The 25187-nt window shown below is 34.2% G+C and carries 20 protein-coding genes; 4 read left to right on the top strand and 16 right to left on the bottom strand.

Annotation, left to right across the window (positions count from 1 at the left end; all coding sequences use genetic code 11):
• Positions 1-198 precede the first annotated feature (198 nt).
• The 4 genes from ACFPH8_RS14095 to ACFPH8_RS14080 all read right to left on the bottom strand — a co-directional run bounded on the left by ACFPH8_RS14095 (position 199) and on the right by ACFPH8_RS14080 (position 4740).
• Positions 199-1398, bottom strand: a complete 1200-nt coding sequence (locus ACFPH8_RS14095; protein WP_376861931.1) for a glutamate-5-semialdehyde dehydrogenase — start codon at positions 1396-1398, stop codon at positions 199-201.
• Between the two features lie 11 nt (positions 1399-1409).
• Complete coding sequence (gene proB, locus ACFPH8_RS14090) at positions 1410-2186, bottom strand: glutamate 5-kinase (protein WP_248400640.1); 777 nt, start codon at positions 2184-2186, stop codon at positions 1410-1412.
• A 4-nt stretch (positions 2187-2190) separates the two neighbouring features.
• Positions 2191-2997 (bottom strand): pyrroline-5-carboxylate reductase, encoded by an 807-nt coding sequence (gene proC / locus ACFPH8_RS14085; RefSeq protein ID WP_376861928.1) that lies wholly within the window; start codon positions 2995-2997, stop codon positions 2191-2193.
• A 306-nt stretch (positions 2998-3303) separates the two neighbouring features.
• On the bottom strand, positions 3304-4740 hold the full coding sequence (locus ACFPH8_RS14080; protein WP_376861926.1) for a glycosyltransferase family 2 protein: 1437 nt from the start codon (positions 4738-4740) through the stop codon (positions 3304-3306).
• 107 nt (positions 4741-4847) lie between these two features.
• On the opposite strand from ACFPH8_RS14080, the gene ACFPH8_RS14075 reads away from it, so the two are divergent.
• The gene (locus tag ACFPH8_RS14075) at positions 4848-7196 is read left to right on the top strand and encodes a response regulator (RefSeq protein WP_376861923.1); all 2349 of its coding nucleotides are present in this window, start codon (positions 4848-4850) and stop codon (positions 7194-7196) included.
• A gap of 196 nt (positions 7197-7392) precedes the next feature.
• Here the strand turns inward: ACFPH8_RS14075 and ACFPH8_RS14070 are convergent, their stop codons facing one another.
• The 7 genes from ACFPH8_RS14070 to tamL all read right to left on the bottom strand — a co-directional run bounded on the left by ACFPH8_RS14070 (position 7393) and on the right by tamL (position 16291).
• Complete coding sequence (locus tag ACFPH8_RS14070; RefSeq protein WP_376861920.1) at positions 7393-7989, bottom strand: hypothetical protein; 597 nt, start codon at positions 7987-7989, stop codon at positions 7393-7395.
• Between the two features lie 172 nt (positions 7990-8161).
• Positions 8162-8566 carry a hypothetical protein gene (locus tag ACFPH8_RS14065; protein ID WP_376861917.1) on the bottom strand — a complete coding sequence of 135 codons (405 nt, stop codon included), beginning with the start codon at positions 8564-8566 and terminating at the stop codon, positions 8162-8164.
• 250 nt (positions 8567-8816) lie between these two features.
• Positions 8817-11072 carry a polyribonucleotide nucleotidyltransferase gene (locus ACFPH8_RS14060; protein ID WP_376861914.1) on the bottom strand — a complete coding sequence of 752 codons (2256 nt, stop codon included), beginning with the start codon at positions 11070-11072 and terminating at the stop codon, positions 8817-8819.
• Positions 11073-11255: 183 nt separating this feature from the next.
• Positions 11256-11525 (bottom strand): 30S ribosomal protein S15, encoded by a 270-nt coding sequence (gene rpsO, locus ACFPH8_RS14055; RefSeq protein WP_248395647.1) that lies wholly within the window; start codon positions 11523-11525, stop codon positions 11256-11258.
• 147 nt (positions 11526-11672) lie between these two features.
• Positions 11673-12530 (bottom strand): acetyl-CoA carboxylase, carboxyltransferase subunit beta, encoded by an 858-nt coding sequence (accD, locus tag ACFPH8_RS14050; RefSeq protein WP_376861910.1) that lies wholly within the window; start codon positions 12528-12530, stop codon positions 11673-11675.
• Positions 12531-12655: 125 nt separating this feature from the next.
• Positions 12656-13723 carry a class II fructose-bisphosphate aldolase gene (gene fbaA, locus ACFPH8_RS14045; RefSeq protein WP_248395642.1) on the bottom strand — a complete coding sequence of 356 codons (1068 nt, stop codon included), beginning with the start codon at positions 13721-13723 and terminating at the stop codon, positions 12656-12658.
• A gap of 42 nt (positions 13724-13765) precedes the next feature.
• On the bottom strand, positions 13766-16291 hold the full coding sequence (tamL, locus tag ACFPH8_RS14040) for a translocation and assembly module lipoprotein TamL (protein WP_376861907.1): 2526 nt from the start codon (positions 16289-16291) through the stop codon (positions 13766-13768).
• A gap of 182 nt (positions 16292-16473) precedes the next feature.
• On the opposite strand from tamL, the gene ACFPH8_RS14035 reads away from it, so the two are divergent.
• Positions 16474-17193: a TrmH family RNA methyltransferase gene (locus ACFPH8_RS14035; protein ID WP_376861904.1), complete on the top strand. Its 720-nt coding sequence runs from the start codon at positions 16474-16476 to the stop codon at positions 17191-17193.
• 61 nt (positions 17194-17254) lie between these two features.
• On the opposite strand, the gene porT is transcribed toward ACFPH8_RS14035, so the two are convergent.
• Together porT and ubiE are read right to left on the bottom strand one after the other, a co-directional pair.
• Positions 17255-17968: a type IX secretion/gliding motility protein PorT/SprT gene (porT, locus tag ACFPH8_RS14030; protein ID WP_376861901.1), complete on the bottom strand. Its 714-nt coding sequence runs from the start codon at positions 17966-17968 to the stop codon at positions 17255-17257.
• Between the two features lie 4 nt (positions 17969-17972).
• The gene (gene ubiE, locus ACFPH8_RS14025; RefSeq protein WP_376861898.1) at positions 17973-18698 is read right to left on the bottom strand and encodes a bifunctional demethylmenaquinone methyltransferase/2-methoxy-6-polyprenyl-1,4-benzoquinol methylase UbiE; all 726 of its coding nucleotides are present in this window, start codon (positions 18696-18698) and stop codon (positions 17973-17975) included.
• Between the two features lie 240 nt (positions 18699-18938).
• On the opposite strand from ubiE, the gene trkA reads away from it, so the two are divergent.
• Both trkA and ACFPH8_RS14015 read left to right on the top strand, forming a co-directional pair.
• Entirely contained in the window at positions 18939-20288 is a 1350-nt protein-coding gene (gene trkA, locus ACFPH8_RS14020; protein ID WP_248395632.1) for a Trk system potassium transporter TrkA, read from the top strand.
• 2 nt (positions 20289-20290) lie between these two features.
• A complete protein-coding gene (locus ACFPH8_RS14015; protein ID WP_376861895.1) occupies positions 20291-21784 on the top strand; it encodes a TrkH family potassium uptake protein in 1494 nt (497 codons plus the stop codon).
• A 129-nt stretch (positions 21785-21913) separates the two neighbouring features.
• Here ACFPH8_RS14015 and ACFPH8_RS14010 read toward each other — a convergent pair whose 3' ends face one another.
• The 3 genes from ACFPH8_RS14010 to ACFPH8_RS14000 are packed head-to-tail and all read right to left on the bottom strand — an operon-like array spanning position 21914 to position 25138.
• Entirely contained in the window at positions 21914-22813 is a 900-nt protein-coding gene (locus tag ACFPH8_RS14010) for a hypothetical protein (protein ID WP_376861892.1), read from the bottom strand.
• Positions 22814-22825: 12 nt separating this feature from the next.
• Positions 22826-24013 carry a pyridoxal phosphate-dependent aminotransferase gene (locus ACFPH8_RS14005; RefSeq protein ID WP_376861889.1) on the bottom strand — a complete coding sequence of 396 codons (1188 nt, stop codon included), beginning with the start codon at positions 24011-24013 and terminating at the stop codon, positions 22826-22828.
• Positions 24014-24043: 30 nt separating this feature from the next.
• The gene (locus ACFPH8_RS14000) at positions 24044-25138 is read right to left on the bottom strand and encodes a fatty acid desaturase family protein (protein WP_376861886.1); all 1095 of its coding nucleotides are present in this window, start codon (positions 25136-25138) and stop codon (positions 24044-24046) included.
• Between the last annotated feature and the right edge of the window lie 49 nt (positions 25139-25187).

Genomic DNA, 25187 nt, shown 5'->3' with positions numbered 1-25187 from the left:
GGCATTAATAGCAGTAGCAAATAAATTATTAAAACAGGCATTTGCTATCGCAAAAAGTGGTTTGCCTTATGATGAGAACTTTGTTTCAAAATTAGCTTAAAATTGCTTGTTTTTTAACTCAGTTCTTCTTAAATATTGTATGACAAAAAACGGCATCAGTTTTAACTTATGCCGTTTGTAACATGTTTAAATTATTACTTAAACGCGTACATGACCATCGCCAAACACGTAATATTTATTGGTTACCAATTGTTTTAAACCTAATGGTCCGCGGTGGTGTAACTTGTCTGTGCTAATGGCTAATTCGGCGCCAACACCCATTTGTCCACCATCGGTAAATCGGGTAGAAGCATTATGGTAAACCGCAGCACTATCTATTTCCTGCATGAAAGTGGCTGCTTCGTTTTTGTTTTCCGTCATTATGGTGGATGAATGTCCTCCAGAATATTTGTTTATGGTTTCTATGGCTTCTTCTAATCCATTCACTTCAGCCACGAGTAATTTCATGGCTAGGAATTCTTCGTACCAGGTATCTTCGTTTGGTATTTGGGTTTCCTTGGTTAAAATCTGTCCTATTTTTTTATCTACAACTAACGATACACCAACATGCTCTAATGTTTTTTGAAGTTCAATCACTTTTGTTTCGTAATTAGAAATGTTTTTATCAATCAATACATTATCTAATGCATTACACCCTGAAATTTTATCAGTTTTTGCATTAATAATCACCTTAATGGCTTTTTCCCAGTCCGCATGTTTAGAAACATATAAAAAGTTGTTACCACGTCCTGAAATTAAAACGGCACAGGTAGCGTGGTCCTTTACAAACTTAATTAAACGTTCGCCACCACGAGGTACAATTAAATCGATTTTCTCTGTTGGGTTTCTTAAAAATTCCTGTGTTTCTTCACGCTTTAAATGCAATAGTTTAATCCAATCTTTAGATAAGCCATTTTCTTCCAACGCTTCATGCCAGCATTTTTCTAAAATGAGATTACTATTAATAGCTTCTTTTCCACCTTTTAGTAAAATTTTATTGTTGGCTTTAAACGCTAAAACAGCAGCTTCAATAGTAACGTCTGGTCGGGATTCATATATAATCATAATCGTCCCAAATGGAGCCGTTTTATTGGTAATTTGTAAACCGGTATCCAACGTCATATCTGAAATAGTGGCACCAACAGGGTCGTCTTGTTCACGTACTTCTTTAATAGCCTGAATCATACCATCCACTTTAGCGTTGTTAACCACTAGTCGGTCGTATAAGGCTTGATCATCTTTATCAAAAGCATCTAAATCTTGCTTGTTGGCTTTAATAATGTTGTCTCGTTCACGATCAATAATTTTAATCATTGCATTTAAAACGTCATTTTTTTTATCTGTATGTAATAATTCCATGTGTCTTGTTTTTAGTGAATAAATTTGGTTCCTACTTCCTTGTTGTCAAGAATATCAACAATTACGTTTGCTCGTTTTCCATTGGCAATATATGTTGGAATATCCTTTTGTGCTGTGCCTTTTGCAATTCGTAATTTGGATGCCATACCACCACGACCTTCGCCTTCTTTTTTACCTGAAGCTTTTACGTATTGTTCCACATTTTGATTAAACGAAACCTCATTAATCTTTATGGAATCTTCATCATCTGGATGCCCAGTGTAAAGGCCGTCCGTATCTGATAATATTATTAAACGGTCTGCATCAATTAATTCTGCTACCAAACTAGCCAACTCATCATTATCTGTAAACATAGACATGGTTATGGAAACGGCATCATCTTCATTGGCAATTGGCACAATACCTTCAGATAATAGGCCTTCATAACAATTAATCATATTTTCACGGTGTTTGCCAGGGTCAAAATCGCGTTTTGTTGCTAAAACTTGTGCACAGCGCATACCATAGTCATGGAAAAGGCTATAATAATGACGCATCATTCTGGGTTGACCAACGGCCGAATAAACTTGGCGTCTAATAGATTTATCCGTGAGACTCATTTTACCTAGAACCTCTTTTCCAGCAATTGCCGAACCTGAAGAAACTAGAACTACCATAACATCGCGCTCATAAAGCACAGCTATCTGGCGAACCAATTCTCTTAAAACAGGTCCTAAAATTCGGTTGTCCTTATTGGTTAATACGTTTGTTCCTACTTTTACTACTACGCGCTTAATGTCGTCGTCCATCATTTTATTTTTCTTTTCCTAATTCTATTGCTCTATCAAATGCGGCATAAGCGGCATCTTCAATAAGCTGTTTTACATTATTATCGTCCATAGAGTCTATGGCTGCTTGTGTGGTTCCACCTTTACTAGCTACACGGTTAATCCATGTTTCTGGTGAAATATCTGATTGATTAAATAATTCAATAGCACCTTCAAAGGTGTTGCTTACTAGTACTTTAGAATCATAAGCGGAGAAGCCCATTTTTAAAGCAGCATCCAGCATAGATTGCATAAAGTAGAACACATAAGCTGGTCCACTTCCTGAAATACCGGTTGAGGCATCAATGAAATTTTCTGTATCCACATGTATGGAGGTTCCTGTCGTATCTAGTAAATTCCGAACCATAATCAGTTCTACTTTAGAAACTTCAGGAGATTCGGTATAAGATGTAACACCTTTTCCAACTTTTGCTGGTAAATTTGGCATAGCCCGTACTACTTTAGTTGCACCGAGTTGGGTTTTAATCGTGTCTATAGTTACACCAGCCATTAGTGATACAAATATTTGCTGATCGTTAATTTGTGATGCCATGGTTTTAAATAAGTCCTCAATGTGGTAAGGTTTTACGGCAAGAAATACAATATCTGCTATTGGTAAACAATCTTCTAAATTATCGTAAACATCAAAATGTGGTTCTTTATTTAATCTTGTAATTTTTTTAGGATCCGTATCATATATCTTCAGATTGTGTTTTCCTAAAAGAGACGATGCCGCCATACCTTCGGAATACGTTAATCCCATATTTCCTGCTCCAATTACTAATACTTTCATGTTTTTGTAAGGTGTTGATTATCATTATTAATTGGTGTATAGTGTACAAGGACTATACGGAAGACCCGAATAATAAAGTTAATTTTAAAAAATCCTATATACATGTGTTTTAGGGGTAATGTTTAGTGAATTCATAAAAAAACCAAACATTTGTTGCGAAATATGTATTTTGTAATTTTGTTGAAACTGACAAAAAGGTGACAGGCTGTCGGGAATTCACTGGTTTTTGATCAAGGGACCACTAGGCTGTGCAAAAAAAAGCCCTACAATTTCTTGTAAGGCTTGATGTTTTTAATCTAGAATCTATTATTTTTTTTCTGCTAATCCGCGTGTTAACCAACCACGTCTACTTGCTGTTGCAATAGCATAAGGTGCTATCCAAAACAGACCAAATGTATAAAGAATGCTATAGGTATATGCCCAAAAAGATTCTTTTATTTCGTAGCGATGTGCATAAAATAAAACCGAAAATGTTGAGGTTACTAAAATACTTAATAGGGTAGAACCCAAAAATAATAAAGGGTGCATTAAAACAAAGAATAACATAAATAGCACGAATGGATATGTCATGATAATTCTAGAGAATTGACTAATAAATAACAGTCGCGTTCCAAACTTACTTTCATTTTTAAAATTGGTGAACACATATTTTGCCATATTAATATTTTCGCGCACGTTACTGCGTCCCCATCTTATAAACATTTTATATAACCCAGGATATTCTTCGGGAACATTTGTATACGCAACAGCATTTCGCTGAAATAGTACATGCTTACCTTGTTTTAGTATCATATTCGTCATGGCACGATCTTCGCCAATGTCTGACGGTTGTCCCATAAATGTTTGGTTAATCCAATCGGGCAAACACTTAAAAACAGCTGTGTTTCTATAAGCAGCCAATGCGCCAGGTGTACATAAAACGGAATTTAACTTGCTTTCGGCAGAACGGACAAATTCAAAACTCATTACAAAACTCACATCCAGCATTTTTGGAAGCATGGCTTTTTTATTATTCAAAACACGAATATTACCAGCTACTGCACCACAATTTTCATCGGTTATAAACGGACTAACCAAATTACGTAAGGTGTTTTGGTCTACAACAGAATCACTGTCCACAGTTACAAAAATAGCACCAGTACCTAAATTAAACCCACGATATAAAGCATGACGTTTTCCTTTATTTTCTGGTTGTTGAAGGATTTCTAATCGGTTTCCAAGCTGTTTTTTGGCATCCACCATCCAATCCCAAGTATCATCTAAACTCCCATCATCAATAGCTAAAAGCTGTATTTTATCTTGGGGATAATCACTTTTAGACAAACTCATTAAGGTATCCCAAACTTGTTTGCCTTCGTTATAGGCAGGAACGATTATGGTAACTGTTGGTAATTCTTCATCCGAAACAGATTCCACAGCGCGATACTTAAAATAATTATATGCCATAAAAATGACATAAAAGACTTTAAATATAAATAGAATTCCGGCTGTAATCATAAATGTTAAACCAATAATGGAGCTTCTACGGTCTGCATTAAATTGCTCAAAATCATTATGAAAAACGGTAAATAAATAAACACCCATAGCAATAAACACCAACGTGCTAATTAATGTAATCCTATTATAAACGTTTTGGGTTTTATCACTTCCAATAAATGTTTGGCTTAAAAAAGCTTTTAATTTTTGAAGGTTTGTTATTTTGGTATGTAATGATTTTGACGAGCGTGTACTTTTTTGGGCCATGTATTTTGGGGTTGTTTAAAATTAATGTCTTTTAGGTATGTACGACCAGAAATTAACTTTAGACCCTTTTTAGTATTTTTTTAAGAAAAAAACGGCGTTTTAGCAGGTTGGAACCAAAAGCAGCAAAATATATTTTTATTTTCTGTCTATTTCTAACTGAATATTTACTTTTATCGGATTTTAACGACGTTTTATCTGAAAAAAAGCTTTATTTTATAAGTCCCAAATTAGGATTAGAAATGATTCCAACTACTAAAAATATATTCTTAATATTTTCATTTATTTTTAATTTGTCTTTTTCTTTTGGCCAAGAATTAAACAACGAAAAAAAAGGTGTAGATAAAGAAATTACTAGATTTATTGACTCTTCAAGAGTGTTTTTTAATTCTTCTGAATATGATAAATCTTTAGAAAAAGCTAAAAAGGCACTTTCTTTAGCACTTAAGCATAATGACAATAGACAGATAGCCATAACTTATAACTTAATAGGTTTAAATTTCTCCCAAGTAGCTGATGATGGCAATGCTATTGACTATTTTAATAAATCGCTCATTTACGCAACCAAGATACAAAATGACACAATTTTAAGTTGGGTTTATAGCAACCTTGGTAATTTATACGCTTTTAATAAAAAGGACGCTGAAACCGGAATAAAATATTATTTAAAGGCAATAAATCACTCTGAAAATATAAGCAAGGTTGAATATTTATACAACCTTGTAAATTTGGCAACTACGTATATTAGCATTGAAAGTTATGAAGAAGCTCAAGCCTTATTACTTGAAATAAAGCCGCATTTACATGAATTTAAAACGGAAAGCGAGCTAAAATACTATTATTATTACTTAACAGGAAACTACCATGAATGGCACAAATTCTATGCTTTAGCAGAAGAAAATTATTTAAAAGCCTATGAAATTTGTCTTCAAAAAGCCAAAAACTTCCCTAATTCGCACGAATTAGAAATTTATAAATTGCTAACGGGTTTTTACAAAAAAACCAATGCCATTGATAAGTCTGAAAAATTTGCTCATAAATCAGACTCCTTACAAAAAGTACTACAAGATTTAGAACAGAATGAAAACATTAGACTGTTAAGACAAAAAATTGAGAAAGAAGAGGTTAAAAGTAGGTTGGTTAAAGTAGAGGCCGAAAAAGAAATTCAAGATCAAAAATTTAATAATCTAAAATTGCTATCTATTTTAGTAATTGTCGTTTTTTTAGCCACACTATTATTGCTGTATTATCAATTTAAATTGAATAAAATACGACAAATTACTAATGAAGAATTAACACATGCCAACGAGGCTTTATTGGTAGCCAAAGAAAAAGCTGAAGAAGCCACGCTTTTAAAAACGCAGTTTGTTTCTACCATTAGCCACGAATTACGCACGCCACTTTATGGCGTTATTGGGATTACAGATATTATTGAAACCGAGCACAAAGAACTAGAAAACAGCCCGCATTTAAAAGCACTTAAATTTTCTGCTAATTACCTTTTAGCATTAGTTAATGATGTTTTAAAGGTTCATAAATTTGAAGAAAATAGGGTGGTTTTGGATAATAACCTGTTTGATATTGAAGAAAAGCTATATACCATTAAGGATTCACTTATGGTAATTGCCAAAAAACACCGCAATAAAATTGTGGTCGAGGTGGACTCTAAAATACCACAATTTGTTTTAGGAGATTCTATCCGATTATCTCAAATTATTATTAATTTAGTAAGTAATTCTTTAAAGTTTACTACCGATGGTACGGTTACCATTACAGCAAAGTTGGAAAGCCAAGAGGCACATTTAGTTTATATTTGCTTTACAATTTCAGATACAGGTGTTGGAATTCCATTAGAATATCAAGATAAAATTTTCGAGAAATTTGTCCAGATTAATAGAAAAGAGGATGATTATCAAGGTACAGGAATAGGCTTAAGTATCGTTAAAAATTTGGTAACATTATTTAAAGGAACCATTTCATTACAAAGTGAAGAAAACATTGGTACGTCGGTTGAATTTACAATTCCGTTGGCGTATGAAAAGGACAGCCAAGAAAAGCCCATAAATAAAACGGATAATCCCTTATTGGATGAGTTTGGTTTAAAAGTACTTTTGGTGGAAGATAATAAGATAAACCAAATGGTTACTAAAAAGCTTTTGGAAAATAATAATTATACATGTGAAATTGCCGATGATGGTTTTATGGCTTTGGAACTGTTAAAGAACACCACTTATGATGCTATATTAATGGACATCAATATGCCAAAAATTAACGGTTATGAAACCACAAAGCTTATTAGAGAACAAGGAATTGCCATTCCAATAATTGCTCTAACAGCTTTTGAAAGAGAAGAAGTCTATGATACGGCAATAGCATCCGGAATAGATGATATTATTGCCAAACCTTTTGATACGCGAAAACTATTGCAGATGATCCGAAAATATTCTTCTGAATCCTAGTTTAATTCCACATTGGTTTTACTTCCAAATCGGAAATAGGCTTATAAACTACATGATTTAAGGGGTTTGTATTGCTATAACTTATATGAGGTTCCAATTGGATTAGGCTATGATTTCGTTGAGTGAAAATCCGAGAGGATTTAAGTTACTAGGTTATAACTTGCAATAAGATATGTGTGTGGTTGTAAGAAGTGCTTTATTTTCTTTTCAGCGCAATATTTTCGTGAACCCATTTAACTTCATCTTTCGGGTCAATTTCCCCAACTTTACTGCTACATCTGCTAAATGTTGCTGCTGGAAAATCATAAGGTTTACTATCGTCAAAATATGGTCCAACGACACCGAGCATCCATCCATTTTCCGCAGCCCAATGTGGTTTATTTGTCATATACCTAAAGACGTGATAATATACATTATTCCCGTCAAAATCTATTTTTACTTTTTCAAGATGTTTTATGTCATCAGGTACTTTGTCTAATTCAGTTGGAAATTCAAGCCAATTGACCATTTTGCTTTCTGCACCACTTTCAATTGTCAAATATTCTTTAGGGAACAGCTCCGTTTTATTATGTTTAGATAGTATTTGGTAAGTCAATTCACGAGTCTTATTATCTTTCGCATAATTCAAAACATCTTCTTCTTTTATTTTTTCTTTGTTTTCTAATTTTTCGACAAGTGGTTTAATTCTAGCAAATCTCAACTTGTGAGTTTTTGCGCTTTCTTTTTTGAATGCAAAATATCTGTAAAGTATAAACAGAATAATAATTCCAATAACTATAAATATTATTTTCATATGCAGGTTTTTCGCATCAACTACAATGTTTATGTTTAAGAATAATGCAAATTTGTATCAGAGGATTTTCGTTCCGAAAATCAGATTAAAGCAAACATGCACTTCCTATTAATTAAATACTAAAACAAGCATTTAATATACATAGTGCTGTAACACGTTTTTTATTTCTCAATTAGCCTTTTTTGGGTTTAATATCAAAACCATCTAATTTTTCTAACCAATTCGGACCATCTATATTCATTTTTACGGTTTCTAAAAGATATCTTTCTCTTTTTACGTTATAACTGTATGCTTCTAATATTTTTTGTTCAGTATCCATTATGTAACTTAAATCCAAGTCTTTGTCGGCATAAATCCTATAAGTTATTTTCTCATCTACTTTGAACCGATGATTATATATAAGATTTTTTACTTCATCTCCAATGTCATTCATTGTTACGAGGTTAGATTCTACTCTAGCATCTTTGTTCTGATTTATAAAGATATTAATATAGAAAGAATTACTAGAATTTGATTCTTGTGCAAAGAAGACATTACTAACTAACGCTAAAACGATAAATAATATGCTTTTTCTCATAATGTGTATTTTAAATGGATTAATATACTTTTGGTATTTCAAATTATTTTTTAATTGGTAAAAATAGAAACTACATTCTCAAATATAACTTTCAAATTGTTTATTTTCTTGGTTCGGTTAAATGTGTTACAACGTAAAGATAATTTTATTTATGGCATTCTCCAATTGGCTTTTGGTAAACATTTTAAATAAAAAAAAGCCTATTCATTAATTTGAATAGGCTTTTATATATAGATTATAAAAAGAATTATTAGCCCTTCTTGTCCTCTCTTGGTTTTCTGTCATCACGACGATTATCACGACCTCTGTTGTTGTCACGAGAACCTCTGTTATCACGTCCACCTGAACGTTTGTCGTCTCTTGGTGGTCTTTCTACAAACCCTTCTGGTTTTGGTAAAATAGCCTTACGCGATACTTTTTCTTTACGTGTTCTAGAATCTATCCCGAAATACTTCACATCAAAAACATCGCCCATGTTTACCACATCAGATACATTTTCTGTACGTTCCCAAGCTAATTCGCTTACGTGTAATAACACTTCGTTTCCAGGTGCATCTGTATATTCCACAACGGCACCAAAATCTAACATTTTAATGACTTTTACTTCATATATGCTGCCAACTGTAGGTTTGAATAGAATAGCATCAATTTTTGCCATAACCGCATCAATACCTTTTTTACCAACGCCTAATATTTCAACAATACCTTCTTCCGTTACAGGATCTTCGTTAATAACAATGGTTGTATCGGTTTCTTTTTGCATTTCCTGAATCACTTTTCCACCAGGTCCAATTAAAGCCCCAATGAATTCGTTAGGAATACGTCTGGTTACCATAGTTGGAGCATGTTCCTTAACTTCTGCATTTGGTTTAGCAATTGTTTCAACTAGTTTTTCTAAAATATGTAAACGGCCTTCACGAGCTTGTTTTAATGCATTTACTAAAATCTCATAAGAAAGACCTTTTACTTTAATATCCATTTGGCAAGCAGTAATACCATCTGCAGTTCCTGTTACTTTAAAATCCATATCTCCTAAATGATCTTCATCACCTAAAATATCAGATAATACAGCATATTTACCAGAAGCAGCATCAGAAATTAATCCCATAGCAATACCAGATACAGGCTTAATCATTTGAACACCAGCATCCATTAGTGCCATAGTTCCTGCACAAACAGTTGCCATAGAAGAGGAGCCGTTAGATTCCAATACTTCTGAAACTATACGCACTGTATACGGACTTTCATCTGGTACCATTCCTTTTAAAGCACGTTGCGCCAAGTTACCATGACCTACCTCTCTACGAGAAGTTCCACGAATTGGTCTTGCTTCACCTGTACAAAATGGTGGGAAGTTATAATGTAAATAGAAACGCTCTTCACCTTCTTGCGATGGCATATCTATTTGATTAGCATCTCTAGATGTTCCTAAAGTTACTGTAGCTAAAGCTTGTGTTTCTCCACGTGTAAAAAGAGCAGAACCGTGTGTAGATGGTAAGTAATCTACTTCACACCAAATTGGTCTAATTTCATCCGTTTTTCTACCATCTAAACGCAATCCTTCATTTAAGGTTAAATCACGAATAGCTGCTTTTTCAGCTTTGCGGTAATATTCAGATACTAATCCGCCGTAATCTTCTAATTCTTCTTCAGAAAATGTGGCTTTAATATCTTCTTTTATTTGTTGAAATGCATCACTTCGTTCATGTTTAGCCGATCCAGCTTTTGCAATAGCATACACTTTATCGTAAGCCATGTCATACACTTTTTTCTCTAAATCTTCATCGGTTCTTTCTGGTTCATATTCACGAACGGCTTTTTTTCCAAATGCTTCGGCTAACCTTACTTGAGCTTCACATTGGATTTTAATAGCTTCATGGGCAAATTTAATAGCGTCTGCCATTTCTTCTTCAGAAATTTCATCCATTTCACCTTCCACCATCATTACAGAGTCAGCAGAAGCACCAATCATCATGTCAATATCAGATTCTGCTAATTGCGCCAATGTTGGGTTAATAATGAATTCACCATTAATACGGCCAACTCGTGCTTCAGAGATTGGACATTCAAAAGGTAAATCGGATAATTGAATAGCAGCAGAAGCAGCTAATCCAGCCATAGCGTCTGGCATAACATTTTCGTCATGAGACATTAATTGAATCATCACCTGTGTTTCAGAATGATAATCTTTTGGGAATAATGGACGTAAAACACGATCTACTAAACGCATGGTTAATACTTCGCCATCACTAGGTCTTGCTTCTCTTTTAAAGAAACCTCCTGGGTAACGACCTGCAGCAGCAAATTTTTCACGATAATCTACCGTTAAGGGTAAAAAATTAAGGTCTTTTTGTTCGTAGTTGGAAACAACTGTACATAATAACATACATTTTCCTGACTGCACAACAACGCTACCGTGAGCTTGTTTTGCTAATTTTCCTGTTTCGATGGAAATTTCTCTGCCATCACCAAGGTCAATGACCTCTCTAAATACTTTTGGAATCATAAATTTTTAATTCTAATTAAACAATGGTCGTTGTGTTGTTGTAGTTGTTGTGTGTATGTGACCAATGAAAAACCTTTAGTCCCAAACTTATTTCGGGATCTAGCTTCTTATTTACGAATTTTATACGCTTACGATTGCGTTATGTTTAAAACAAAAAAGAGGCGCGAAGCCTCTTAAATGTGATTATTTTCTTAATCCTAATTCCTTAATAATAGCACGATATCTTAAGATATCTTTCTTAATTAAGTAATCTAGTAATGCACGACGCTTACCTACTAACATTACTAATGAACGCTCCGTATTGTAATCTTTACGATTCGTTTTTAAGTGCTGTGTTAAATGCTCGATGCGTTGTGTAAATAATGCAATTTGGCCTTCTGCGCTTCCAGTATCGGTTTTTCCGTTACCGTGCTTTGCGAAAAGCTCTTGCTTTTCTTCTTTTGATAAATACATTCTAATATTATTGTAAATGATTGTTATGTATATGAAAGTTTTTCTTTCAAGCTGCAAATATAGTAAATTTTAATTATTCAGCCGTTTTTTGTTTGAAAAAGTCCCACGCTGTTTTTTAGGGCATTAGCTACTAATTAGTAACCCTAATTATGCTCTTAATGGCTGATTGGTAATTAAATCAATATATAAGTTCACTTTGTTTTTTAAATTTTTACGGTGTGAAATAAAATCCAAGAAACCGTGTTCTAATAAAAATTCCGATGTTTGGAAATCTTCTGGTAAATCTTGTCCTGTGGTATCACGAACTACGCGTGGTCCAGCAAATCCAATTAAAGCACCTGGTTCTGCAATATTAATATCGCCTAACATGGCAAAAGAGGCGGTTGTTCCGCCGGTTGTTGGATCTGTACATAAAGATATGTACGGTATGCCAGCATCTGCTAATTGTGCCAAAACAACCGAGGTTTTTGCCAATTGCATTAAGGATAAAGCGGCTTCCATCATACGTGCACCTCCAGATTTGGAGATAATCATGAACGGTATTTTTTTCTTTAAAGCATATTGTCCAGCTCGTGCTATTTTTTCGCCAACCACAGACCCCATAGAACCTCCTATAAATGAGAAATCCATACAGGCAACGACTAAATCGTTTCCTTTAGATTTTCCAACGGCTGTACGAACAGCGTCTTGAAGTTTGGTTTTTTCTTGAGCTGCTTTTAAACGGTCTGGATACTTTTTAGTGTCTTCAAATTTCAAAGGATCTTTAGATTCTAATTTAGCATCTAATTCCTTGAATTTATTATCGTCAAATAAGATTTTGAAGTATTCGTTACTCCCAATTCTTACGTGATAACCGTCTTCAGGACTCACGTAAAAGTTTTGCTCTAATTCTTTAGCATCAACAATTTTTCCTGTTGGCGATTTATACCACAACCCTTTGGGTGTGTCTTTCTTTTGCTCCGTAGAGGTTTGAATTCCTTTTTCTTTTCGTTTAAACCAAGACATAGTGCTTAACGATTTTAAGTTATGCGAGTAACGGTTTTCACTATTAAAAGCCGTTAGTATTCGCGTTAGTTAGACAAGCAAAATTACACGTTTAATTTGAAATGCGTGTTTTTTGCGCTTTTATTTTATAAAGTGTTCACGTTGTTCAAGTCTTCAAAAGCCTTCTTTAAACGTGCAACAAATGTTTCTTCACCCTTACGTAGCCAAACGCGCGGATCGTAATATTTTTTATTTGGCACATCATCGCCATCTGGATTTCCTATTTGTGTTTGTAAATAGGCTTGTTTTTCTATTATGTAATCACGAACGCCAGATGTAAAGGCATATTGCATATCCGTGTCAATATTCATTTTAATAACACCATAACCAATGGCTTCGCGAATTTCTTCAACTGTACTTCCAGATCCTCCATGAAAAACAAAATCAATATGGTTATGTTCTACATTAAATTTTTCTGAAATATGTGCTTGCGAATTTTTAAGAATTTTTGGCGTTAATTTTACATTCCCAGGTTTGTAAACACCATGTACATTTCCGAAGGCTGCCGCAATTGTAAATTGATCGCTTACTTTACTTAATTCTTCATACGCGTAAGCAACTTCATCGGGTTGTGTGTATAATTTAGAATCGTCCACATCCGTATTATCTACACCATCTTCTTCACCACCTGTAATACCTAATTCAATTTCAAGGGTCATGCCCATTTTGCTCATGCGCTCTAAATAGCGTTTGCAAATTTCTATGTTTTCCTCAATTGGCTCTTCACTTAAATCAATCATGTGCGAGCTGTAAAGTGGTTTACCAGTTTCTTTAAAATGCACTTCACTAGCATCCAATAAACCATCTATCCAAGGCAATAGTTTTTTAGCACAATGATCGGTATGTAAAATAACCGGAACACCGTAGGCTTCTGCCATTAGATGCACATGTTTAGCACCTGCTATGCAACCAGCAATAGCGGCTTTTTGATTTTCATTACTTAAGCCTTTTCCAGCATTAAAAACACCACCACCATTTGAAAATTGAATAATTACGGGCGCATTTAAATCTCTAGCCGTTTCCAGAACACCATTTATTGAGTTGGAACCAACAACATTTACAGCTGGTAAGGCAAAGCCTTTTTCTTTAGCTAACTTAAAAATGGCTTGAACTTCGTGTCCAGTAGCAACGCCTGGTTTAATAGAATGTGACATAATTTGTGGTTTTAAAGAAACAAAAATAATAAAATTAATAGCTTAAAACGGGTAATTGATACCAATGTTATAAACAGCATTGGTGAAATTATAATCATTTAGCCAGCGGTTGCCCATTTCGTAAGACGGATCGTAGGTTTTAAAGCCCGTGTCAAAACGGAAAATAATAAAGCCAAAATCGTAACGCAATCCAAATCCTGTTCCTAAGGCAATATCTTCTAAAGATTGAAAACTGGTAAAGGTTGCTTGTGGGTCTTCAATATTATCCAAAACGTTCCAGATATTTCCGGCATCGGCAAAAAAGGCGGCATAAAAATCGCCAAATACATTAAACCGGTATTCTAAATTGAAGGCTAACTTCAGGTTGGCTTCATTAAATTCATCATTGCTGTCTGAGCTTCCAGGGCCTAAACTGTAGGCAGTCCATGCGCGATTGTCATTAGTACCTCCTGCAAAGAAACTTTTTGAAAAGGGAATACTGTTTGAATTACCATAAGGAATGGCAATTCCAAAAAAGCTTCGAAGTGCTAAAACTTGTTTTTTGCCTAAATCCCAATGTTTAATATAATCGAATTCGGTTTTAATATATTGTGAATAGGCAACATCAAAAATCTCGTAATTATCATTCGCGTTTTTTGGACTTCCAAAAGCATTGGACGCCAGAGAAAGTAAATTTCCTGCCGATTCTATTTTTCCTCTAAAAATGGAGAAATTCTCGTCGAATAAACTTGTTCTATTATCCCTTACATAATTATAACTAGAAGCAATGATTAAGTTGTTTTCTGTTAAACGTTCCTGACGTTCATTAATGTAGTTAATATTCTGAATATTGTCTGAAGTCAAGCCATTTGGCGGGTTGTCGCCTGTAGATTCTTGAATAAATTCATTGGCTTGATTTGGTATGCCTAACTCATCATTAGGCCCAATATAATTAATATCTTGAGCTATGTCATTCAAAGTATTATAGGAAGTGCTATATACATTGAAATAATTATCTGGATTTAAGTTTTTTACATATTGAACACTAAATAAATCGAATCGGTTGGTGACTTTAAAATTCGGTTTCCAGCGGTAATTAAGTGTTCCAGAAAGCGTTTGTTTATCCAATCCAATATTGGTTTGGCTGGAAGTGGAAATACTCATTCGTGTGCTGGGTGACATGCTTTTTGGAATGAGTTTCTGGGTATTAAATGGAAGCAATAAACGCGGAACCGTTAATTTTAAATCGGCACCCCATTCGTTAATATCAAAAAACTTATCATCATCATTGGCGCCATCTTTTGAAGCTCCTATGGACCCGAAGGCTGTTAGTTGTAAGGTTTCGGCACCACCAAAAACATTTCGCATAAGCACAGAAGGATTAAAGGACAGTCCAATAGTTTGAATGTTACTTTGAGATACTTCAGCACTAAATTCTAAACCAAATTTCTTTAAAGGTGTTAAGTAGACATTGGCAGTTAGAGTGGTATCGGGATTCTCAACATATTCAATGTTTGGGTATTTAAAGGTTCGTAATTCTGAAATATGCCTGTAAGATAAAGTCCTGTCGCTATCTCTAAAGGTGGAATCGGGCGTAATGAAAACCACATCTGTTAAAGCTTTTGGCTTGAAGCGTAATTTGTCATTACTAAACAAGTTGTAACCTTTAAATTTCGTAGAGTCTTTTTGCATCTTATTCCGATCTTGATAGGAATAGTCTGTATAAATGTTAACGTCTTTTATTTTGTAAATAGTGAACGGTTCACGCCTGGAGGAATCATCATTTTTTATGAGTCGATCTTGAATTTGTAATTCAACTTTTACTTTTTTATCTGTGTCAATGGTATCCATTTCAAAGTATATATAATCTTCACTAAAATGATAGACACCATGATTTCTAAAGTAATCTGTTAATCGATCCTTTTCTTGTTCAAACGTTGTCGTTTTATACTGTTTGTTTAATTGAATATGGGATTGTTTTTTAGATTCATTATATAAAGTGTCTATTGCTGGTGATGCTATTTTCACGCTTAAAGAATCAACTATATAAGGATCGCCTGTGGTAACATAATAATCCACTTTAGAACGACTGGAATCTATTTTTGTGGTTTCTGATGTTGCTTTGGTTGTAAACCAACCGTTATGAAAATAGTAAGCTTCCAACCGATTTATAGAACGTTTGGTTTTTTCATCATTTAAAATAACGGGCGCTTCACCGGTGGTTTTTAACCAGGTGTTAATACCTTTTCTAGATTCTATGTATTGATCTAGTTGTTTTTTGGACAGAAAGCGCTCCAAGTTTTCCTCACGATTGGGTTTTTTAGCAATATTCGCTTTTAAAATAGAATCGATATTTGGCCGTGCTAAATTGTAAATATGTAACCGAATGGGAATTGTTAATAGTTTTCGGTTTGGTTTCTGGTAAAGTAAATTGTTAATGGTTTCCGTATTATTTACCTTATCATTCACCGTAACGGTGTTGCTAGTTAGTAGTTGCTGATCTTCTTCAACATGTTTTATGGTATTACAAGACACAAAAAACAGAGCGAACGTAATATAAAAGGCTATTTTTGAAGAATATATTCTCAAGGATACTGATTTATAAAAATTTAGTGATGCTTTTGGTATGTAATTTGGACTGACAAAAAATATAATAATTGCCTCAAAAATACATTATTTCAACCGAAATAAAGCATATATATAATGACACATTTTGAAAGGTTTGTGTTTTATTATTTCTAATTTTGTTTGCACCAATTAAAATCGGTTTCATGTTATCAAAAAACCAAATAAAACTAATAACGAGTTTAAAACAAAAAAAGTACAGACAGCAACATGGATTGTTTGTGGCTGAAGGTATAAAAACTATAGCGGAGCTTTTAAATTCTAATTTGGAGTTACATCACGTATATACCGTTTCAACATGTAATTTGGATGCTGATTTGGAAACGCTTATTTCAGAGACGGATTTAAAGAAAATCAGTTTCTTAAAAACACCCAACCAAGCTTTGGCTATTTTTAAAATTCCTCAAGTTGAAAGGCTACCAAAAGGCGGTTTTATTTTAGCCCTGGATGATATTCGCGATCCAGGAAATTTAGGAACAATTATCAGGTTATGCGATTGGTTTGGAATTCAAAATTTAGTTTGTAGTGAACAAACCGTGGATTGTTATAACCCAAAGGTTATTCAAGCAACCATGGGTTCTATTACGCGCGTGCAAGTTAGCTATACAGATTTGAATGCGTATTTGAGCGCGACTACATCCCCAATTTATGGTGCTTTTATGGATGGTGACAATGTGTATAATGAAGCATTAATTCCAGAAGGCGTTTTAGTTATGGGAAATGAAGCTAATGGCATTTCTGAACCTATTGAAAAACATATCACAAAACGCATTAGTATTCCACGCTTTGGCGCAATTCAAGCTACTGAAAGCTTAAATGTAGCTACTGCAACGGCTGTTTTGTTGAGTGAATTTAAAAGGGGGTAATTGTTAAGATGTTAGTTGTTGAGTTGAAACGGGAATTATGCCATTTTTTAACAACTAACAATTACTGAAACGTAAAGTTTAAAAACACACCACGCGTTTTCATAGTATTTACATTGCTTGTCCAAGGACTGTTAGGGTCCTTATCTTGAATAATTTCGTCATTAAGTGCAAAAACGCCGCGGATAGATGGTGTAAATTTAAAGAAGTAAAGATAAAAGTCTACCCCAAAGCCAACTTCGTAAAAGAACATATTCTTTTTAGTTCTAAATTGTCCGCTGCTATTATCGTCTGGATTATTTTCGTTACTCGATAAATTTAAAGCTGTAGATAATCCCGCAACCACAAACGGCTTAAAATTATTGATACGTTTGGTAGAAAATTTCATTAACAACGGAAAATGGATGTAGGTAGATTTTACTTCGCGCTTTAAATCCGTATCCGTAAATTCCATACCTTGAAAATAACTTTCATCGTAAACTAAATTCCGTGTTGTAATATATAAACCAGGCTCAAAACGTAGATCCATGTATTCCATAATACGCAGATTTCCAATTAAACCAACACTAAAGCCTCCTGTTTTTTCTACTAAAATATCAGCCTGATCCGTATTATAATCAAAATTAAAATCATAACTGTTGTACCCTAAAAAGAAACCATAACTTAAAAGCCTTTTATCTTCAGTTTCCAAATTCCTGATTTTTTCTTTTGAAAATAATTGTGCCGAAGCTACTTGCGATAGTAAAATAAACCCAAAAAGGACAACATGTTTTCTCATAAAACTATTTTGATAATGTATAAATAGTAGCCACACCAAATGTTTGTGGCAAGTCATTCACATTAGTAAACCCAATTTTACGCAAAATATTGTTTAATTCCTCACCAAAAGGAAAAACAGAAGCAGATTCGCATAAATAAGCATAGGCTGTTTTGTCTTTTGAAAACAATTTACCAATAACTGGTAAAATATTTTTAGTGTAAAATTTATAACCTTGTTTGTAAGGTGTTTTGGTTGGCATGGAGGTTTCAAGAATCACAAAAGTGCCTCCAGGTTTTAGCACACGATGAATTTCAGATAAGCCTTTTTCTAGGGTTTCAAAATTTCGAATACCAAAGGCAACCGTAATGGCGTCAAAAGAATTATTTTCAAACGGCATGTTTTCAGAATCGCCTAAAACCATGTCTATCTTATTATCTAGATTTTTATGAGCTACTTTTTGTTTGCCTATTTCTAGCATACCGCTACTAATATCAAAACCAACAATTTTTTTGGCATTGGTTTGAGCAAGCATAATGGCCAAATCGCCAGTTCCCGTTGCAATATCTAAAATGGTTTCAGGATTACTTGCTTTTATAATAGCGAGTACTTTTTTTCGCCAAGACACATCAATACCAAAGGAAATAACACGATTTAAACCATCGTAATTTCCAGAAATAGTATCAAACATTTTTGTAACCTGCTCTTTCTTTCCTAGGTTACTATCTTTATATGGATTTACTTTCGACAACTTTTATTTTTTTTGCAAATATAAACTATTACATAACCATTAAACAACTACATGGTAATTTATTATAACCCATGGAAATTTATAGAAGTCCTATTTTTTGCTTTATCTTTGTACTACTTTTTAGAAAAAAACTACGTGAAACTGAAATTGATTAAATTTTTGCATTAAGATGCGAGGTAATACTAGGTTTAATTATTTAAGGTTCCATCTGACCATTGAAAAAACAATAAACGTAAACAGATGAAAATTATTATTGCGGGTGCTGGTGAAGTTGGATTTCATTTAGCAAAACTATTATCCTTTGAATCGCAAGAAATTACGCTGATAGATACCAACAAAGAAAGTTTGCTCAATGCAGATAATCATTTGGATATAAAGGTTATGAAAGGCGATGCAACTTCCATTTCTATTTTAAAAGATGCACGTGTTGCCCAAAGTGATTTGGTAATTGCCGTAACATCTTCAGAAACAACAAACATTACGGTTTGTGTATTGGCAAAACAGTTAGGAGCCAAACGAACCATTGCTAGGATTTCCAACACCGAATTTATACAACATAAAGATGAAGTAGGTTTTACTAAATTTGGTATTGATGAATTGATTTCACCAGAAGCTTTAGCCGCGGCTGAAATTAGATTATTACTATCCCAGTCTGCATTTAGTGATACCTATGCTTTTGAAGATGGTGCACTAACTATGGTGGGATTAGATCTATCTAGAACCATGCCTTTTGCAGGGAAAACGGTTCAGGAAGCAGCCGAAATATTTCCAGATATACATTTTGTGCCAATCGCAATTCAACGCTTTGGAACACAATATACTATTATTCCAAGAGGTGATACCCAATTAAAGGAAGGCGATCACGTGGTGTTTATAACATCGGAAGGTGGTGCTGAAGAATTATGTAAAATTACAGGTAAAACCAATACAGAAATTAAGAATGTCATGATTCTTGGTGGTAGTAAAATTGGTTATAAAACAGCTCGTGATTTATCGGCTAATGGTTTTAACGTGAAACTGATTGAAAAAGACAAAAACCGCGCGTTTGATATTGCGGATGAATTGCCAAATGTACTAGTTATAAATGGTGATGGCCGGAATGTTGATTTATTGAATGAAGAAAACATGGGTGCAATGGATGCCTTTATTGCCGTAACAGGGAATAGCGAAATTAATATTATGTCGAGTTTAGTAGCCAAATCAAAAGGTGTTAAAAAAACTATTTCCTTGGTTGAAAACATGGATTATTTTGAGTTGTCGCAATCCATAGGTATTGATACTCTAATAAATAAAAAATTATTAGCTGCTAATACCATTTTTAGATACGTGAGACGTGGTGAAGTATTAGCTATGACCAAATTAAATAATATGGATGCCGAGCTTTTAGAATTTAAAGTGAAAGCGCGTTCAAAAATTTGCAATAAATTAATTAAAGATGCAGGCTTTCCAAGATCTGCTATTATTGCGGGCGTTATAAGAGATGGGATTGGAAATATTGCATTAGGAGATTTTAAGATCCAGGAAGGAGATTTGGTCGTGATTTGCGGATTACCACGTTCTATTAAAGAAGTTGAAAAACTGTTCTTGTAAGTATGAAACTGAACTATAAAATCATTTTTCACTTTTTAGGTTTGCTGCTTTTATTTAATGGTGGCTTTATGCTCGTGTCTACACTCATCAGCTATATTTATAAAGATGGCGTTACGTTTCCATTATTTTTGGCGGGTATTAGTACGCTTTTATTAGGCGTTTCGTTGATGTATGCCACGCGTGATCATAAAAAAATCATGGATAAGCGTGAAGGCTATGTGGTCGTTACATTTGGCTGGCTTATCATGGCGCTTTCAGGTTGTTTACCTTATGTTTTTACAGGTGCTATTCCGGATTTTACCAGCGCCTTTCTAGAAACTATGTCTGGCTATACTACAACAGGTGCCACTATTTTGAATGATATTGAAATTATTCCAAAAGGGGTTCTTTTTTGGCGTAGTATGACACATTGGATAGGCGGGATGGGAATAATTGTTTTAGCCATAGCTATCTTGCCCTTGTTAGGAATAGGAGGTATGCAGTTGTTTGCGGCTGAAGCGCCAGGACCTAATGCCGATAAGTTACATCCAAGAATTACCGATACAGCCAAACGGTTATGGCTCATTTATTTTGGGTATACCGTAGCAGAAACTATTTTGTTAAAAGTGGCCGGAATGAATTTGTTTGACGCCATGAATCATGCTATGAGTACCTTATCTACTGGTGGGTTTTCAACCAAAAATGCGAGTGTTGCCTATTGGAATGATCAACCGGTTATTCAGTATATCATTATCCTTTTTATGTTTTTGGCTGGAACTAATTTTGTTTTAAGCTATTTTGCCTTTAAAGGGAAGGTTCAGAAAATACTAAAAGATGACGAGTTTAAGCTCTACCTGTCTTTTATTGTGATTTTTACCATCATTGCGAGTACCATTATTTATTTTAAAGCAGATCCAACAATATCATCCATTGCACATCCCATGGTTTGGGGTGAAGCAGAAAGTGCCCTACGTCATGGCATGTTTCAAGTATTAAGTGTTGTAACAACTACAGGTTTTATTACAGCCGATTATACCTTATGGTCACCATTTTTAGTGGTATTCTTTTTTGGGTTGATGTTTTTAGGTGGTTCAGCAGGAAGCACCTCGGGTGGGGTAAAAGTAGTGCGCCATTTAATTTTAATACGCAATGGTTTTTTAGAATTCAAGCGTGCTTTGCACCCAAATGCTATTTTACCAGTACGCTATAATTCCAGAGCGGTTTCAGGAGATATTGTTTTTAATATTCTTGCCTTCTTTATCTTATATATGCTGTCCTTTATTGTAGGTTCTTTAGTGTTCTCTATGTTTGGATTAGACTTCATGTCTTCCATAGGAATTGCAGCTTCTAGTTTAGGAAACGTGGGTCCAGCTTTTGGCGATTTTGGTCCAGTTAATAATTATGCATCCTTACCAGCTTTAGGAAAATGGTGGGCAGCCTTTTTAATGCTGATTGGACGTTTGGAATTGTTTACAGTATTGATTTTATTGACGCCTTTCTTTTGGCGGAATAGGTAAGATAGAACGTTTATTTAAAAATGTTTAGTTTTTGAAATGGTTTCATTCTGAATTTATATCAGAATTTCATAGTGTTTGCTAAAATATAAAATCCCTTTATTGATAATGCTTTATGAGGTTAGATCAATCTTATAACTCATCATAAATCCATTCGCCTTCTGCATCATAAGCGAATGACCACGTTTGAAATTCCGTTTCTTGTCTTGGGCCATAATAACCTGGTTGTGTATAATCGCTATCAGGATAGTAATACGGAATTACTATTTTTCTATAATCGGTATAGTTGTTTTTGGATAGCGATCTATAGAACGTTTCATCAAACATAGATAGCTTTCTAAACGGATTTTTCGCTGTGTCATATTGACTGAAAATTTCAACTTCTTTACCAGCAATTATGATGTAAGGTTCATCACTGAATTTCCTTGTTTTTATGGTAACAATGCTATCTAAATTCCCATATGTATAATACAAATCCGATTCTATAAAGAAGCTCAAACTGTAATCTAAATAATCGGGTGCATCGGTGTATGTCTTACGATACTTTACTAATTTGTTGTCTAAATACGTAAATCTTGTCGTATCTATTTCTTCAGGGTTATTATGTTCAAGAAAATTAATTTTTTGAACCATTCTATTCCTTGAGTCAAATGTTATTGTTTGATAATTAGCTCTAACTTGTGATAATCCTCCAAAAGGATGTATTTTCTTTGTTAAGGTTGCTTTATCGTTTTCGTAAGTTACTTCAGTGTATAAAGAATCGTGGAGATAACCACCTCCACCAGAAATATGAACGATATCACCAATTCTGAATATTATCCTATTTTGGGCATCATATTCAAACTTAACCAGATTATCACCATTGGTATTTAGAAATAATGAGTTGCCATTTTGACCATACATACCATGATAACTTTGAATATAAAAATCATCAACAGCAAGCTCATCAGTTGTAATATTGGGGTTATTGTCTGGTGTACAACCAAAAAGCAAAAATGTCGTTAAGCATATAAATGAGAGTATAAATTTCATAATAAAATATTTTTATGAAACAGCCTCTTTAATTCGCTTAATAGCTTCAATAATTTGTGCTTGACTAGCTGCATAAGATAAGCGAATGCAATCTGGTGCGCCAAACGCATCACCTGTAACCGTTGCTACCAAGGCGTGTTCTAATAAGAATAATGAGAAATCGGTAGCATTGTTAATCGTCATTCCTTTTAAGGTTTTTCCAAAGAAAGCCGAAATATTAGGGAATACATAAAAAGCACCTTCTGGGGTATTATTTATAAACCCAGGCACATCATCCAATAAGGTTAAAACCAAATCGCGACGAATATGAAATTCATCTATCATGAACTTAACGCGCGTTGGCAATTCATTTAAAGCTGTAATTACCGCACGCTGTGCAATACTATTAGCACCACTAGTTACTTGGCCTTGCATTTTGTTGCAAGCACGTGCTATATTTTCTGGCGCACCTAAATACCCAATTCGCCAGCCTGTCATAGCAAAGGCTTTAGAAACACCATTTATAGTTATGGTTCTATCAAACATATCTGGAAATTGGGCCATACTAGCATGACCGTTTTCTGTAAAGTTAATATGCTCGTAAATTTCATCAGAAACCACATAAATATTTGGATGTTTTTGAAGCACATCGGCTAAAGCACGTAATTCTTCTTTGCTGTAAAGCGAGCCGCTTGGATTACAAGGAGAGCTATACCAAATCATTTTTGTTCTTGGTGTAATAGCTGCTTCCAATTGTGCAGGTGTCATTTTGAAATCGGTGGCAATACTGGTTTGTACTTCTACAGGAACGCCCTCGGCAAGCTCAACAATATCTGCATAGCTTACCCAATATGGACATGGTAAAATAACTTCGTCACCTGGATTAATCATTACTTGTGCCACATTGTAAAGTGCTTGTTTAGCACCTGTAGACACCACAATTTGTGGTAAGGTATAGGTTAAATTGTTATCACGCTTAAATTTGGTGATAATGGCTTGTTTTAGTTCTACATAACCATCAACTGGTGTGTAGGAACTGTAATTATCATGAATGGCTTGAACAGCCGCTTCTTTAATATAATCTGGTGTATTGAAATCTGGTTCACCCAAACTCAATCCAATAATATCTTTGCCTTCCGCACGTAATTCGCGCGTTTTAGCTGCCATAGCTAATGTGGCAGACGTGGCCATGTTTAAAACTCTATCTGAAAGTACATTCATTAGAAATATCTTTTTAAAAGTAAATGAAAATTAAGCCATACTCGGTTTTGCACCAAGTGTTTTTAATTGGTTGTAGTGTTCTGCTATAGCTGTCCAAATAGAATTGTATTCATTATATGGTAAGCTAAATTCATGCGCCGTTTCTTTCACTATTTTAGCAATGTTTTTATAGTGAACATGACTAATATGAGCAAATAAATGGTGCTCTACCTGTCTGTTTAAACCGCCTGTGTAAAACTCTACAATCCAACTTTTTGGTGAAAAATTAGAGGTGGTAAATAATTGATGAATAGCCCATGTGTTTTTCATGTTTCCTTCTTCATCAGGTAAAGGCATTTCCGTATTTGGCATGACATGCGCTAATTGGAAAATAACACTTAAAATTACACCAGCTGTATAATGCATAATTAAGAATCCGATTAACACTTTCCACCAGGCAAAGCCTAAAGCTAATGGTAAAACTACCCAAAGTGAATAATATAATATTTTACCAATAATTAATTTCGTCCATTGTGTTGCTGGATTAGGAAAATCACCATAAGATAATTTTCTTTTCAGGTAAACATAGGTCTGTTTAAAGTCGGTTGTAATTGCCCAGTTTACTGTTAATAGTCCATAAAGTAAAAATGCATAATACTTTTGGTATTGGTGGATTTTCATCCATTTAGAATGTTTTGAGAATCGGATAATTCGTCCTGCATCAATATCCTCATCATGACCTTGAATATTTGTGTAGGTATGGTGTAAAACATTATGTTGAACTTTCCAATTGTAGTCGTTTCCAGCTAAAATATGAATACTACTTCCCATTAAGGTATTTACCCATTTTTTACTAGAAAAAGATCCGTGATTAGCATCATGCATCACGTTCATTCCAACACCAGCAATTCCAATTCCTATGACTACCATACAAATTATTTGCAACCAGCCAGGCATGCTTAAGGTTAATAAAAGGACTAAAGGCCCTAAAAGTAGGGTAAACATGATTATGGCTTTAATGTATAAAGTCCAATTACCTGTTTTTTTTATATTATTTTCTTTGAAGTAATCATTCACGCGCTTATTCAATGTTCTGAAGAATTTTGCAGAATCATTTCTTGAGAAAGAAAGGGTTTTATTTGTCATACTATGTTATTTAAAATGTACTTACAAACCAGGTTGTAACACATATTTA

The sequence above is a fragment of the Bizionia hallyeonensis genome, from assembly GCF_042657385.1.
Taxonomy (GTDB): domain Bacteria; phylum Bacteroidota; class Bacteroidia; order Flavobacteriales; family Flavobacteriaceae; genus Algorimicrobium; species Algorimicrobium hallyeonense.
Note: the sequence above shows the minus strand (reverse complement) of the source record. Positions and strands in the feature narration are given on the sequence as shown.

What these genes read in the sequence shown, in the direction of transcription:
- proC (WP_376861928.1), bottom strand. Translation starts at nt 2,997, where the DNA reads ATGAAAGTATTAGTAATTGGAGCAGGAAATATGGGATTAACGTATTCC.
- porT (WP_376861901.1), bottom strand. Translation starts at nt 17,968, where the DNA reads ATGAGAAAACATGTTGTCCTTTTTGGGTTTATTTTACTATCGCAAGTA.
- ACFPH8_RS14035 (WP_376861904.1), top strand. Translation starts at nt 16,474, where the DNA reads ATGTTATCAAAAAACCAAATAAAACTAATAACGAGTTTAAAACAAAAA.
- ACFPH8_RS14080 (WP_376861926.1), bottom strand. Translation starts at nt 4,740, where the DNA reads ATGGCCCAAAAAAGTACACGCTCGTCAAAATCATTACATACCAAAATA.
- proB (WP_248400640.1), bottom strand. Translation starts at nt 2,186, where the DNA reads ATGGACGACGACATTAAGCGCGTAGTAGTAAAAGTAGGAACAAACGTA.
- ACFPH8_RS14070 (WP_376861920.1), bottom strand. Translation starts at nt 7,989, where the DNA reads ATGAAAATAATATTTATAGTTATTGGAATTATTATTCTGTTTATACTT.
- ACFPH8_RS14010 (WP_376861892.1), bottom strand. Translation starts at nt 22,813, where the DNA reads ATGAAATTTATACTCTCATTTATATGCTTAACGACATTTTTGCTTTTT.
- ACFPH8_RS14095 (WP_376861931.1), bottom strand. Translation starts at nt 1,398, where the DNA reads ATGGAATTATTACATACAGATAAAAAAAATGACGTTTTAAATGCAATG.
- trkA (WP_248395632.1), top strand. Translation starts at nt 18,939, where the DNA reads ATGAAAATTATTATTGCGGGTGCTGGTGAAGTTGGATTTCATTTAGCA.
- ACFPH8_RS14060 (WP_376861914.1), bottom strand. Translation starts at nt 11,072, where the DNA reads ATGATTCCAAAAGTATTTAGAGAGGTCATTGACCTTGGTGATGGCAGA.
- ACFPH8_RS14000 (WP_376861886.1), bottom strand. Translation starts at nt 25,138, where the DNA reads ATGACAAATAAAACCCTTTCTTTCTCAAGAAATGATTCTGCAAAATTC.
- fbaA (WP_248395642.1), bottom strand. Translation starts at nt 13,723, where the DNA reads ATGTCACATTCTATTAAACCAGGCGTTGCTACTGGACACGAAGTTCAA.
- accD (WP_376861910.1), bottom strand. Translation starts at nt 12,530, where the DNA reads ATGTCTTGGTTTAAACGAAAAGAAAAAGGAATTCAAACCTCTACGGAG.
- rpsO (WP_248395647.1), bottom strand. Translation starts at nt 11,525, where the DNA reads ATGTATTTATCAAAAGAAGAAAAGCAAGAGCTTTTCGCAAAGCACGGT.
- ACFPH8_RS14065 (WP_376861917.1), bottom strand. Translation starts at nt 8,566, where the DNA reads ATGAGAAAAAGCATATTATTTATCGTTTTAGCGTTAGTTAGTAATGTC.
- ACFPH8_RS14015 (WP_376861895.1), top strand. Translation starts at nt 20,291, where the DNA reads ATGAAACTGAACTATAAAATCATTTTTCACTTTTTAGGTTTGCTGCTT.
- ACFPH8_RS14005 (WP_376861889.1), bottom strand. Translation starts at nt 24,013, where the DNA reads ATGAATGTACTTTCAGATAGAGTTTTAAACATGGCCACGTCTGCCACA.